At 64.0% G+C, this 13,845-nt stretch carries 8 protein-coding genes; all 8 read left to right on the forward strand.

What is annotated here, in order from left to right:
- Positions 1–40 precede the first annotated feature (40 nt).
- Positions 41–1,351, forward strand: a complete 1,311-nt coding sequence (locus NIM87_RS10890; RefSeq protein ID WP_254674684.1) for an ABC transporter substrate-binding protein — start codon at positions 41–43, stop codon at positions 1,349–1,351.
- 266 nt (positions 1,352–1,617) lie between these two features.
- On the forward strand, positions 1,618–2,490 hold the full coding sequence (locus NIM87_RS10895) for a carbohydrate ABC transporter permease (protein ID WP_254674685.1): 873 nt from the start codon (positions 1,618–1,620) through the stop codon (positions 2,488–2,490).
- A gap of 187 nt (positions 2,491–2,677) precedes the next feature.
- Entirely contained in the window at positions 2,678–3,508 is an 831-nt protein-coding gene (locus tag NIM87_RS10900; protein WP_254674686.1) for a carbohydrate ABC transporter permease, read from the forward strand.
- A 172-nt stretch (positions 3,509–3,680) separates the two neighbouring features.
- Complete coding sequence (locus tag NIM87_RS10905; protein WP_254674687.1) at positions 3,681–4,685, forward strand: ABC transporter ATP-binding protein; 1,005 nt, start codon at positions 3,681–3,683, stop codon at positions 4,683–4,685.
- A gap of 101 nt (positions 4,686–4,786) precedes the next feature.
- A complete protein-coding gene (locus NIM87_RS10910) occupies positions 4,787–6,262 on the forward strand; it encodes a mannitol dehydrogenase family protein (RefSeq protein ID WP_254674688.1) in 1,476 nt (491 codons plus the stop codon).
- A 114-nt stretch (positions 6,263–6,376) separates the two neighbouring features.
- Positions 6,377–7,963, forward strand: a complete 1,587-nt coding sequence (locus NIM87_RS10915; protein ID WP_254674689.1) for an FGGY-family carbohydrate kinase — start codon at positions 6,377–6,379, stop codon at positions 7,961–7,963.
- Positions 7,964–8,080: 117 nt separating this feature from the next.
- A complete protein-coding gene (locus tag NIM87_RS10920) occupies positions 8,081–11,428 on the forward strand; it encodes a transglutaminase family protein (protein WP_254674690.1) in 3,348 nt (1,115 codons plus the stop codon).
- 3 nt (positions 11,429–11,431) lie between these two features.
- A complete protein-coding gene (locus tag NIM87_RS10925; protein WP_254674691.1) occupies positions 11,432–13,843 on the forward strand; it encodes a circularly permuted type 2 ATP-grasp protein in 2,412 nt (803 codons plus the stop codon).
- The last annotated feature ends 2 nt before the right edge of the window (positions 13,844–13,845 follow it).

The raw sequence follows: 13,845 nt of genomic DNA on the forward strand, positions 1-13,845 counted from the left end.
GCTGAGGCAAATGCTCGCTTCGGCTTCTGGGAGGAAATAGATGAAACTGACACCGCTTTTCGCGGGCGCGCTTGTGCTCGCCCTGACCGGCGCCGCTTCTGCGCAGACGCTCACCATTGCCACCGTGAACAATGGCGACATGATCCGCATGCAGGGCCTGTCCGGCGCCTTCACCGAAGAAACCGGCATCGCGCTCAACTGGGTGGTTCTGGAAGAAAACACCCTGCGCCAGAACGTCACCACCGACATTGCCACCAATGGCGGCCAGTATGACATCATGACCATCGGCACCTACGAAGCCCCGATCTGGGCCAAGCAGGGCTGGCTCACGCCGCTCGATGGCCTCGCCGCCGACGCCGAATATGACGTCGACGACCTGCTCCCGCCGATCCGCGACGGCCTCTCGCTCGATGGCAAGCTCTATGCTGCGCCGTTTTATGGCGAGAGCTCGTTCATCATGTACCGCACCGATCTGATGGAAAAAGCCGGCCTTGAAATGCCGGAAGCCCCGACCTGGGAATTCATCGGTGAAGCGGCCCGCGCCATGACCGATCGCGCCAATGACATCAACGGCGTATGCCTGCGCGGCAAGGCCGGCTGGGGTGAAAACATGGCTTTCCTCACGGCCATGTCCAACTCCTTCGGCGCCCGCTGGTTCGACGAAAACTGGCAGCCCCAGTTCAACACGCCGGAATGGAAGGCAACGCTCGACACCTATCTCTCGCTGATGGCCGACGCCGGTCCCTCTGGCGCCTCGTCCAACGGCTTCAACGAAAACCTGACCCTGTTCCAGCAGGGCAAGTGCGGCATGTGGATCGACGCCACCGTCGCGGCCTCCTTCGTGACCAACCCCGATGACTCCACGGTTGCCGACAAGGTTGGCTTTGCCCTGGCGCCCGATACCGGCCTTGGCAAGCGCGGCAACTGGCTCTGGGCCTGGTCGCTGGCCATCCCCGCAAGCTCGCAGAATGCAGAAGCTGCCGAACAGTTCATCGGCTGGGCAACGTCAAAGGCCTATCTCGAAATGGTGGCGGCCGAAGAAGGTTGGGCCAACGTGCCCCCCGGCACCCGTGTCTCGCTCTACGAAAACCCGGAATACCAGGCAGCAGCGCCCTTCGCTGAAATGACCCTGGGCTCGATCTACGCCGCTGACCCGACCCAGCCATCGGTGAAGCCCGTGCCCTATGTTGGCGTGCAGTTCGTGGCCATCCCCGAGTTCGCAGGTATCGCCACCAATGTGGGCCAGCTGTTCTCCGCAGCCCTCGCCGGTCAGATGTCGGCCGATGACGCCCTGGCACAGGCCCAGGACGCCACCACCCGCGACATGACCCGCGCCGGCTACATCAAGTAAGGCTTCCTCCGAAGCTCCGGCGGCCGGACCTCTCCTCCCGGTCGCCAATCTCTGGGCCCGTGCACGGACCGCTAGTCCTCCCTTGCATCGTGTCCCGAACCGGAGCCGCCCGGCAAATCGTCCCCCTCAGGACGCCGGACGGCTCCATCCACCACCGATACAACACCTTGCGGACCTGATCCGATGGCCACCTCCCGCGTGGCGATCCGATGAGGACCGGCGGACCGGACAAAACCGGACCCGACGAACGGCCCTGGGAGGAATGGATGGCAACCCGGCAGACCCGCACCCTGGCGCGCACCATGATGGCACCGGCCGTCATCTTGCTTTTCATCTGGATGATCGTGCCGTTGGTCATGACCATCTGGTTCTCCTTCCAGAACTACAGCCTCATCAATCCGATGATGACCGGCTTTGCCGGCTGGGGGAACTACGCCTATGTCATTGGCGATCCCAGCTTCACCCAAGCCCTGGTCAACACCCTGCTGCTCGTCGGCGGCGTGCTGCTGATCACCGTGATCGGCGGCACCTTCCTGGCCCTCCTGCTCGATCAGCCGATCTGGGGCCAGGGCATATTGCGCATCCTCGTCATCTCGCCCTTTTTCGTCATGCCCCCGGTGGCGGCCCTGATCTGGAAGAATGGCTTCATGCACCCCGGCTACGGCATGCTGGGACACCTGTGGAAGGCCTTTGGCCTGCAGCCGGTCGACTGGTTCGCGCAATATCCGCTGTTCTCGGTCATCGTCATTGTCGCCTGGCAATGGCTACCCTTCGCCACGCTGATCCTGCTTACGGCGCTCCAGTCCCTTTCCGAGGAGCAGCGTGAAGCCGCCGAAATGGACGGCGCCAAGGCCATCAACCGCTTTCGCTACATCATCCTGCCGCACATGGCCCGGGCGATCACCATCGTGATCCTCATCCAGACCATCTTCCTGCTCGGTATCTTCGCGGAAATCCGCGTCACCACCGGCGGCGGCCCGGGCTATGCCTCGACCAATATCGCCTTCCTCGTCTTCCGCACCGGCATCCTGTCCAACGACATCGGCGCCGGCTCGGCAGGCGGCGTGGTGGCCGTCATCATCGCCAATGTAGTCGCCATCTTCCTGATGCGCGCCGTGGGGAAGAACCTCGATGCGTAGTGTCAGTCAATACAGGCCCCTCTTCACCTCTCCCTTTGGGGGAGAGGTCGCCCCCCTTGGGGCGGGTGAGGGGGCCTTCTCTCTGTCCGGTGCGTGGGCAAGGCCCCCTCACCCATCGCTTCGCGCCGACCTCTCCCCCAAAGGGAGAGGTGAGGCCGCGCACCACTCCAGCGTCAGGAGCTGAACCATGGCCCGCACCGCATCCGTTCAGACCAAAATCGGCTTCACCATTCTGGCATGGGCCGTCGCCCTGCTGCTGTTCTCCCCGATCCTGTGGACCATTGTCACGGCATTCAAGACCGAAGCGGAGGCCATTGCCGCCCCGCCCACCTTCCTGCCGCAAACTTTCACGCTCGAAAACTTCGCCGATGTGCAGGGCCGCTCGGACTATATAAAGCACGCCTGGAACTCGATCCTGGTCTCGGTCGGCTCGACCCTGCTCGGCCTCGTCATCGCCATTCCGGCGGCCTGGTCCATGGCCTTCGCCCCCACAAAACGCACCAAGGACATTTTGATGTGGATGCTCTCCACCAAAATGATGCCCGCCGTGGGTGTGCTGATCCCGATCTACCTGATCTTCCGCGACCTGCGCCTGCTCGACACGGTGCATGGCCTGACGCTGATCATGACGCTCATCAACCTGCCGATCATCATCTGGATGCTCTACACCTATTTCAAGGAAATTCCCGTCGACATCCTCGAAGCCGCCCGCATGGATGGCGCCGAGCTGTACGATGAGATCGTCCACGTCCTGGTGCCCATGGCAGTGCCCGGCATCGCTTCGACCCTGCTCCTCAACGTCATCCTCGCCTGGAACGAGGCCTTCTGGACCATCACCCTGACCTCGGGCCGGGCTGGCACGCTGACCGCCTTCATCTCGTCATTCTCATCGCCGCAGGGCCTGTTCCTCGCCAAGCTCTCCGCCGCATCCCTCCTCGCCATCGCCCCCATCCTGCTGCTCGGCTGGTTCAGCCAGAAGCAACTGGTGCGCGGTCTGACTTTCGGAGCGGTGAAGTGATGGGCATCTCTTGCTTCACCTCTCCCCTTGGGGCGGGTGAGGGGGCCTTCCTCGAACCCGGCGCATGGAGAAGCCCCCCTCACCCGTCGCTTCGCTCCGACCGATCCCCCAGAGGGAGAGGTGTGGTGCTCACCCCAACCTCCGCCGCCGGCCATCAAGAGGACCACTGAAAATGGGCTCGATTACCCTCGAACACGTCAACAAGTCCTTCGGTGAAGTCGAAATCATCCCGGACATCTCGCTCGACATCAAGGACGGCGAGTTCGTCGTCTTTGTCGGCCCCTCGGGCTGCGGCAAGTCCACCTTGCTCCGGCTGATTGCCGGGTTGGAAGACACAACCTCGGGCCATATCAAGCTCGATGGCCAGGACGTCACCGACGCGCCTCCGGCGCGACGGGGCCTCGCCATGGTGTTCCAGTCCTATGCGCTTTATCCGCACATGAGCGTGCGCGACAACATCGCTTTCCCGCTCAAGATGGCGAAAATGCCCCAGGCCGAGATCGACAAGAAGGTCGAATACGCCGCCCGAACCCTCAATCTCGGGTCCTATCTCGACCGCCGCCCGCGCGCCCTTTCCGGTGGCCAACGTCAGCGCGTCGCCATTGGCCGCGCCATTGTGCGCGAACCCAAGGCGTTCCTGTTCGACGAACCGTTGTCCAATCTGGACGCAGCGCTGCGCGTCAACATGCGGCTCGAAATCACCGAACTGCACCAGCAGCTCAAGACCACCATGATCTACGTGACCCACGATCAGGTGGAAGCCATGACCATGGCCGACCGCATCGTGGTGCTCAATGCCGGCAATGTCGAACAGTTCGGCTCCCCGCTCGACCTCTACAAGAAACCCGCCAACCGCTTCGTCGCCGGCTTTATTGGCTCGCCCAGGATGAACTTCGTCGACGGCCCCGAAGCCGAAAAGCACAAGGCCCACTCCATCGGCGTGCGCCCCGAGCATTTCACGCTCTCGACCACCGCTGGCGCAGGCCAATGGTCGGGGACGGTCAATGTCGCCGAGCAATTGGGCAGCGATACATTCCTTCATGTCGAGGTCGATGGCCTTGGCCTGATGACGGTGCGTACCGACGGCGACCGCACCTTCGCGCATGGCGACAAGGTCTACCTGACGCCCGACCCCAATCGCATCTACCGCTTCGATGCAGCTGGCAAGGCGATCTAGGTGTGCGCCCCTTCCACCCATGCGGCGGTTCCTGCGCCTTCCTCCCCCTTGGGGACGGAAATTTTTCACGGCCTGACCACTCCCTATCCGGGATCTAACCCATGATCACCAAACTCTCCGCCGCCCACCTGCCCACCATCACCACCGCATCGGTGCCCGCCTATGACCGGACCAGTCTCCGCGCCGGCATCGTCCATTTCGGCGTCGGTAATTTTCACCGCGCCCATCAGGCGGTTTATCTCGATGCCCTGTTCAATCTCGGCCAAGACCACGATTGGGCATTGATCGGCGCCGGCGTTCGCGAGGCCGACGAGGCCATGCGGCAAAAGCTGGGTGCGCAGGACTGGCTGACGACAGTGGTCGAGCAGGAGGCCGACACCAGCGCCGCTCATGTCACTGGTGCCATGGTGGATTACATCAAGCCCGGCGACAGCGCTGGTGTCATTGCCCGTCTCGCCGATCCGGCCATTCGCATCGTGTCGCTGACCATCACCGAAGGCGGCTACTACATCGACCCGGCCAGCCAGAAGTTCGATCCGACCCATCCCGACATCGCCTATGACGCCGCCCACTTCGACGCGCCGAAAACCGCTTTTGGCCTGATCCTGGCCGGGCTGGTGAAACGCCGAGACGCCGGCATTGCGCCCTTTACGGTGATGAGCTGCGACAATATCCCCGGCAATGGACACGTCACCGAAAACGCCGTTGCGGGCCTCGCCGCCCTGATCGATCCGGCCCTCGCCCAATGGATCAAATCCGCCGTGGCCTTCCCCAATGGCATGGTCGACCGCATTACCCCTGCCACCTCGGAGCGCGAGAAAAAGCTGCTGGCCGATCAATATGGCATTGACGATGCATGGCCGGTCTTTTGCGAGAATTTCAAGCAATGGGTGCTGGAAGACAATTTCCCCGCCGGCCGTCCGGCGCTGGAAAAGGTCGGCGTACAGTTCGTGCCCGATGTCGCGCCCTACGAGCACATGAAGATCCGCATCCTCAATGGCGGCCACGCGACAATCGCCTATCCGGCCGGCCTGCTCGATATCCATTTCGTCCATGAAGCGATGGAACACCCCCTCGTTTCCGCCTTCCTCAAGAAGGTCGAGGCCGACGAGATCCTTCCCGTCGTGCCGCCGGTGCCAGACACCAACCTCGATGACTATCTGGCCCTTTGTGAGCGCCGCTTTGCCAACCCCAAGATTGGCGACACGGTGCGCCGGCTAGCGCTCGATGGCTCCAACCGCCAGCCAAAATTCATCATCCCTTCGGCGCTGGATCGCATCCGCGACGGCAAGGGCGTCACCGGCCTGGCGCTGGTTTCAGCCCTCTGGTGCCGCTACTGCTTCGGCACCACCGACAGCGGTGCAACCATCGAGCCCAACGACCCCAGCTGGGCCCGCCTCACGGCGCAGGCGCACAAGGCCAAAGATAATCCCAGGGCCTGGCTCGAAATGGCCGATATCTATGGCGATCTGGCAAAGGCCCCCGATTTCATCGCCGCCTTCACCAAATCCCTTCAATCCCTCTGGGCACGGGGGACCACCCGGACGCTCCAAGACTATCTGGCCGACACGCTTTGAAGCGTTTTGCCCAGGGCCATGTTTTGGGAAGATGGCACCATGCGCCTGTCTCGGCCCCTAGCCCCGCCCCGAACCATCCGCTAAGGTCTCGCCGGACCGAAAAGAGAGGGCGGCGTGTCGCAAAACCTCCTGGTGGGAGTGGACGTCGGAACCGGTAGTGCCCGGGCCGGTGTGTTCACGCGCGAGGGCCTGTTGCGGGGCCGCGCCGAATTCCCAATCGCCATGCGGCGCACCGACGCCAATTTCGCCGAACATGACAGCGAACAGATTTGGGCTGCCGTCAGCGCCGCCGTGCGCGGCGCCATGGCCGAGGCCGGGGCCGAGCCCGGCGCCGTGGTCGGCATCAGCTTTGACGCCACTTGTTCGCTCGTCGTTCGCGACGCCGCCGGCGCCCCGGTCACCGTCGCTCGGGACGGCGAAGATCGATGGGACACCATCGTCTGGCTCGACCATCGCGCGCTGGAAGAGGCAGACGAATGCACCCGCACCGGCCATGAGGTGCTGCACTATGCCGGGGGCGTCATGTCCCCGGAAATGGAAGTGCCCAAGCTCATGTGGCTCAAGCGCCACCTGCCGCAAAGCTGGGCCCGCGCCGGACAGATGTTCGACCTGGCCGATTTTCTCTCCTGGAAGGCCACCGGCTCACGCGCCCGTTCGCAATCCACCCTCACCTGCAAATGGACCTATCTCGGCCATGACGCAGATCCCTGGCGCCACGATTTCCTTGCCCGTGTCGGCCTCGATGATCTTATCGCCAAGGCCGCCCTGCCCGATCGGGCCAGCCCCGTTGGCGCCGATCTTGGCCCCTTGACCAGCGCGGCCGCCGACCAACTTGGCCTCACGCCCGCCTGCCGGGTTGGCGCCGGGCTCATCGACGCCCATGCTGGCGCGCTGGGCGTTCTCGGCGCCTTTGCTGCCGATGTCGATACCATCGACCGACATCTGGCGCTGATCGCCGGCACCTCCAGTTGCGTTATGGCCCTCTCGGCCGAAGCGCGGCCCACCTCAGGCGTCTGGGGCCCCTATTTCGGCGCGGTCCTGCCGGGCGTCTGGCTCAACGAGGGCGGCCAATCGGCCACCGGCGCCCTGCTCGACCATATCATTCGCTGGCATGGCGCAGGTGGCGAACCCAGCCGCGACAAGCACCTCGCCATCTGCGAGCGCGTCATGGAACTGCGCCAATCCGAAGGGCTTGCGCTGGCCGACCGCCTCCATGTCCTGCCCGATTTTCACGGCAATCGCTCACCGCTTGGCGATCCGTTTGCCCGTGGCGTTATTTCCGGCCTGACCCTCGACAGCGATTTCGACAGCCTCTGTCGCCTCTACTGGCGCACCTGCGTTTCCATTGCCCTCGGCGTCCGCCATATCCTGGAAACCCTCAACACTCGCGGCTATGCCATCGACACGCTGCACATCACGGGCGGACACACCCGCAATCGGCTGTTGATGGAACTTTACGCCGACGCCACCGGCTGCACCGTGGTCGAACCGGCCACGCCCGACGCCACCCTTCTCGGCATGGCCATGGTCGCCGCCAATGCCGCCGGCCTCTTTCCAAGCCTGGATCAGGCCTGCATCGCCATGCAGCAAGGCGGGACCTCGCGCGCGCCCAATGCCGCCGCCCGCCCGCAGTTCGAGCGTGACTACCGCATCTTTCTCGAGATGCTGCGCCAACGTCAGGCAATTGACGCGCTGGAATAGCCCGTCGGCCCCGCCTGCAAGACGAACGCGTTGCCGCCTATCCATCGGCCCAAATCCCCGTTAAGCTCCTTATCGGGAAGCCTATTTTCGTGGCCAAATAGCGAGCGACAAACCTGCATGTCGATCAAAGCCGCCATCTACCATCTCACCCACTACAAATATGATCGTCCGGTGCACTTGCAGCCGCAGATCATTCGCCTGCAACCGGCGCCGCATTCGCGCACCAAGGTCCTGAGCCATTCGCTGCGGGTCAGCCCATCGCTGCACTTCGTCAATGTGCAGCAGGACCCCTATGGCAATTTCCTCACCCGTTTCGTCTTCCCCGAGCCGGTGACCGAGCTCAAGATCGAAGTCGATCTGGTGGCCGACATGACGGTCTATAACCCCTTCGACTTCTTCGTCGAGGAAAGCGCCGAAACCTGGCCCTTTGAATATCCCGAGGATCTGCGCGACGATCTCGCCATCTACCGGCAACCCGAGCCGGCCGGTCCCCTCCTGGCGCAGTTCCTGGGCAGTATCGACCGCACACCACAGAACACCGTCACCTTCGTCACAGGTCTCAATGCGCGGCTGCAAACCATCGTCAATTACATCGTGCGCATGGAGCCGGGCGTCTGGACGCCTGAGGAAACGCTGGGCAATGCCAAGGGCTCATGCCGGGATTCGAGCTGGCTGCTGGTCAATATCCTGCGCCAGCTCGGCTTTGCCGCGCGCTTCGTCTCCGGCTACCTGATCCAGCTCAAGCCCGACCTCGTCTCGCTCGACGGACCCGCTGGCACCGATCACGATTTCACCGACCTTCACGCCTGGTGCGAAGTCTATCTGCCCGGCGCCGGCTGGATTGGCCTTGACCCCACTTCGGGCCTCCTCACCGGCGAGAGCCATGTGCCGCTGGCGGCCACCCCGCATTACAAGAATGCCGCGCCCATTTCCGGCTTCGCCTCCTTTGCCGAAGTCGATTTCGCCTTCGACATGAGTGTGACCCGCGTCGCCGAGCATCCCCGCATCACCAAGCCGTTCTCCGACGAAAGCTGGCAGCGTCTCAATGCCTTGGGCAAACAGGTCGATGCCAAGCTTATGGAACAGGATGTCCGCCTCACCATGGGCGGCGAACCCACCTTTGTCTCCATTGATGATTTCGAGGCCGATGAGTGGAATGCCGGCGCAGTCGGCCCGACCAAACGCGGGCTGGCTGATACGTTGATCCGCCGCCTGCGCCAGCGCTTCGCGCCCAATGGCATGCTGCATTACGGCCAGGGCAAATGGTATCCCGGTGAAACCCTGCCGCGCTGGACCTTCTCGCTCTACTGGCGGCTCGACGGCAAGCCAGTGTGGAAAGACGAAAGTCTGGTTGCCCGTGAAGGGGTCAAGACCAGCGCCACCCACGAAGATGCCAAGCGCTTTCTCCACGCCTTTGCGCGCAACCTCGGCCTTGGGGGCGATACCATTGCCGAGGCCTATGAAGACCCTGGCCAGTGGCTGCTCAAGGAAGCCAACCTCCCGGCCAATGTCGATCCGGCCAATTCCGAGCTTGCCGATCCCGAAGCACGCCTGCGTATCGCAAGGGTGTTCGAGCGCGGGCTGACCAATCCGACCGGCTATGTCCTGCCGGTACAGCGCTGGAACGCCGCCGCATCCAGTCCCTGGCTGACCGAGATGTGGAAGACACGGCGCGGCAAATTGTTCCTCGCGCCGGGCGACAGCCCCGCCGGTTATCGCCTGCCGCTCAGTTCCCTCAAGCATCTCAACGCCACCGATTATCCGCATGTCGTCCCGCTTGATCCGGGAGCACCACGCGTACCGCTGGCCGACCCCGACGATCTGCTGGCCTCCCGCCAGACCGGGCTTGAGGCGGACCCTCGCGCGCAGGCCACCACCGATTTTACTGCCGCCACCGAGCAGCAGGACATCACCGAGCAGGAAATCAGCGAGATCGAAGGGCAGGTCCGCACCGCCGTCACCGCCGAAGTGCGCGATCACCGCCTCTGCGTCTTCCTGCCGCCGGTGGAAAAGCTCGAAGATTTCCTCGAACTGGTGGCCGCCACCGAAGCGGCAGCCAAGGAAATCGGCCAGCCCATCCATCTTGAAGGCTATGCGCCCCCGACCGATCCGCGCCTCAACGTCATCCGCGTCGCCCCCGATCCGGGCGTCATCGAGGTCAATATCCATCCCGCTGCCGGCTGGGACGATTGCGTTGCCACCACCGAAGCTGTCTATGAGGAAGCGCGCGCCTGCCGCCTCGGCGCCGACAAGTTCATGATCGATGGCAAGCATGTGGGCACCGGCGGCGGCAATCACGTCGTCGTGGGTGGCGCAACGCCCCATGACAGCCCCTTCCTGCGCCGGCCCGACCTGCTCAAGTCCCTGGTGCTGCATTGGCAGCGCCACCCTTCGATGAGCTACCTGTTTTCGGGCATGTTCATCGGCCCGACCAGCCAGGCGCCCCGCTTTGACGAAGCGCGTCACGACAGTCTCTACGAACTCGAAATCGCCATGGCGCAAGTTCCGGCACCAGGCGAAGGCGAGGCACCCACGCCCTGGCTCACTGACCGCCTGTTCCGCAATCTGCTTGTCGATGTTACCGGCAACACCCATCGCGCCGAGATCTGTATCGACAAGCTCTACTCTCCCGATGGCCCCACCGGCCGCCTTGGCCTTGTCGAATTCCGCGGCTTTGAAATGCCGCCCAATGCGCGCATGTCGCTGGCCCAGCAATTGCTGATCCGGGCGCTGATCTCACGCTATTGGGACAAGCCGCTGACCGGCGATTTCACCCGCTGGGGCACCGCCCTGCACGACCGCTTCATGCTCTCGAGCTTTGTCTGGCAGGACTTTCTCGGCGTGCTCGCCGACCTGCGCGAACACGGCTTCGATTTCGAGCCTGAATGGTTCGCTGCCCAGCGCGAATTCCGCTTCCCCTTCTGCGGTGAAGTCAGCGTCGAGGACGTTAAACTCGAGCTGCACCAGGCTCTTGAGCCATGGCATGTGATGGGCGAACAGGGCGCTATCGGCGGCACGGTGCGCTTTGTCGACTCGTCGGTCGAGCGCCTGGAAGTGCGGCTCGAAACCGCCAATCCAGGCCGCTACATCGTCAGCTGCAACCAGCGCCCGGTGCCGCTCAAGCCGTCGACAACCAATGGCACCATGGTCGGCGGGGTCCGCTTCAAAGCCTGGCAGCCCGCCTCCGGCATGCACCCGAACCTGCCGGTGCACGCGCCGCTGGTTTTTGACATCTATGACACCTGGACCGGCCGCGCCATCGGTGGCTGCACCTACCACGTTGCCCACCCCGGCGGCCGCAACTACGAAACCTTCCCCGTCAATGGCAACGAGGCTGAAGCGCGCCGCCTCGCCCGCTTCGTGCCGCACAACCACACCCCCGGCCCCTATCCCCTTCGCCCCGAAAAGCCTGCGGATGACTTCCCGTTGACGCTTGACCTCCGGCGGCCGCCACGGTTCACGTAATCCATGAATTCGCGGAATCACCAGACCCGCGGCAAGCCCCCGGCCGGACCCAGCATCATCGCTGACTATCGGCTGCTACCAGGCGTGCCGGACGAGATGATCGACCCGTCCGGCAACATACGCCCGGGCTGGGACAAGCTCATGTCCGCTTTCGACGCTTTGGGGCCGACCGAGCTGGCCGCCCGCTTCGAGCGTGCCGATCAATATCTGCGCGATGCCGGCGTCTTTTATCGCAAGTATGACGGCGCCGAGGGCAAGGAACGGGCCTGGCCGCTGGCCCATATTCCGCTGCTGATCGACGAAGCTGATTGGGTGCAGATTTCCCACGGCCTGACCCAACGCGCTGATCTGCTCGAGCGCATTGTCGCTGACATCTACGGCAGCAACACGCTGGTCCAGCAAGGCCTGCTGCCGCCCGAACTGATCGCCCAGAACGGCGAATTCCTCCGTCCCTTGGTTGGGGTGCAGCCGGTCAGCGGTCACTATCTGCACTTTTGCGCCTTTGAGCTTGGTCGCGGTCCCGATGGCGCCTGGTGGGTGCTGGGCGACCGCACCCAGGCGCCCTCCGGCGCCGGCTTTGCGCTGGAGAACCGCGTCGCCACCACGCGGGCGCTCAGCGATATCTACTCGGGGCTCAACATCAATCGCCTGGCCGGCTTCTTCCGCGGCTTCCGCGACGCGCTCTTTGCCCAGGCCCGCCGCGACGGGGGCCGGGTTGGCATCCTGACCCCGGGCCAGCTCAACGAGACCTATTTCGAACACGCCTATATCGCTCGCTACCTGGGCCTCATGCTGCTCGAAGGCGAGGACCTGGTGGTCGAGGATGGCCGGGTCATGGTGCGCACCGTGGCCGGCCTCAAGCCGGTCAGCGTGCTCTGGCGCCGGCTCGACGCCAGCTTCGCTGATCCCCTCGAATTGCGCTACGACAGCCATATCGGCACGCCCGGCATGGTCGAGGCCCTGCGCGGTGGGTCGATCTCGATGATCAACGCTCTGGGCACCGGCATCATGGAAACCCGCGCGCTGGCCGCCTTCATGCCGCGGCTGTGCAAGCATTTGCTCGGCACGGGCCTCGAACTGCCCGAAATCGCCACCTGGTGGTGCGGCCAGGGCGCCGAGCGCGAATTCGTTCTCGACAATTTCGACAGCCTGATGATCGGCCCGGCCTTTTCGACTGCGCTACCCTTCGACGACCTGCGCGGCACCGCGCTGGGCGCCAGCATGACTGCCGAACAGAAAGCCGACCTCAAGAACCGCATCGCCGCTGGGGGTAGCGCCTATGTCGGTCAGGAGCCGGTGCGCCTCTCGACCGCCCCCGTCTATACCGATGGCAGACTCGAACCGCGTCCGATCACCCTGCGCGTCTATGCTGCCCGCACCAACGAAGGCTGGACCATCATGCCGGGCGGCTTCGCCCGCGTCGGCTCCACCACCGACACCACCGCCCTCGCCATGCAGCGCGGCGGTCAGGCCGCCGACGTCTGGGTCATGTCCTCCCAGCCGGTCGAACAGGTGTCACTGCTGCCGCGCGAAGGACAAAAGCTGGTCCGCAACTCGCCCGGCAGTCTGCCCAGCCGCGCCGCCGATAATCTCATCTGGCTCGGGCGTTATGCCGAACGCTGCGAAGCGACCGTTCGCATCCTGCGCGCCTACAATGCCCGACTGGCGGAACTGTCCAAACCCGACCTACCGATCCTCGCGCATTGCGCCGCCTTTCTCGAAACCGTCGATGTCGATGCAACCGAGGCCATGCCGATTGGCCTCCTCGCCTCCATCGACAGCGCCGTCCATAGCGCCGGGCAGATCCGCGACCGCTTCTCGCCCGATGGCTGGCTGGCGCTCAACGATCTGCAAAAGACCGCGCAGCGCTTTGCGTCCCGCATCAGCACCGGCGACGATTCCACGCGGGCCATGACCGTGCTCCTGCGCAAGCTGGCCGGGTTCTCAGGCCTGGTGCATGAGAACATGTATCGCTTTGCCGGCTGGCGCTTTCTCGAACTGGGCCGTCGGCTTGAACGCGCGATCCAGATGGCGCGGGTCACCGCCTGGCTGACCGCGCCCGATGCGCCTGATGGCTCGCTCGAAATGCTGCTCGAAATCGGCGACAGCGTCATGTCCCATCGCCGCCGCTATTCGGTCAGCGCCGGTACCCAGAGCGTTGTCGACCTTCTGGTGCTCGACGCGCTCAATCCCCGCTCGGTGCTGTTCCAGCTGACCGAATTGCGCCACCAGGTAGAAACCCTGCCCGGCGGCATTCATGACGAACAGCTCTCGCCTGCCGCCAAGCTGGCCCTCGAAATCCACACGGATCTGGTGATTGCCGAACCCGGCGACATGACGCCCGAAAGGCTCGACGCCCTCGCCAATGACATCGGGATGCTGTCCAGTCTGATCGCTGCGGCCTATTTCACCTGACG

It is taken from the genome of Devosia ureilytica (assembly GCF_024273195.1).
Lineage (GTDB): Bacteria > Pseudomonadota > Alphaproteobacteria > Rhizobiales > Devosiaceae > Devosia > Devosia ureilytica.

What these genes read in the sequence shown, in the direction of transcription:
- NIM87_RS10925 (WP_254674691.1), top strand. Translation starts at nt 11,432, where the DNA reads ATGAATTCGCGGAATCACCAGACCCGCGGCAAGCCCCCGGCCGGACCC.
- NIM87_RS10905 (WP_254674687.1), top strand. Translation starts at nt 3,681, where the DNA reads ATGGGCTCGATTACCCTCGAACACGTCAACAAGTCCTTCGGTGAAGTC.
- NIM87_RS10920 (WP_254674690.1), top strand. Translation starts at nt 8,081, where the DNA reads ATGTCGATCAAAGCCGCCATCTACCATCTCACCCACTACAAATATGAT.
- NIM87_RS10890 (WP_254674684.1), top strand. Translation starts at nt 41, where the DNA reads ATGAAACTGACACCGCTTTTCGCGGGCGCGCTTGTGCTCGCCCTGACC.
- NIM87_RS10900 (WP_254674686.1), top strand. Translation starts at nt 2,678, where the DNA reads ATGGCCCGCACCGCATCCGTTCAGACCAAAATCGGCTTCACCATTCTG.
- NIM87_RS10895 (WP_254674685.1), top strand. Translation starts at nt 1,618, where the DNA reads ATGGCAACCCGGCAGACCCGCACCCTGGCGCGCACCATGATGGCACCG.
- NIM87_RS10910 (WP_254674688.1), top strand. Translation starts at nt 4,787, where the DNA reads ATGATCACCAAACTCTCCGCCGCCCACCTGCCCACCATCACCACCGCA.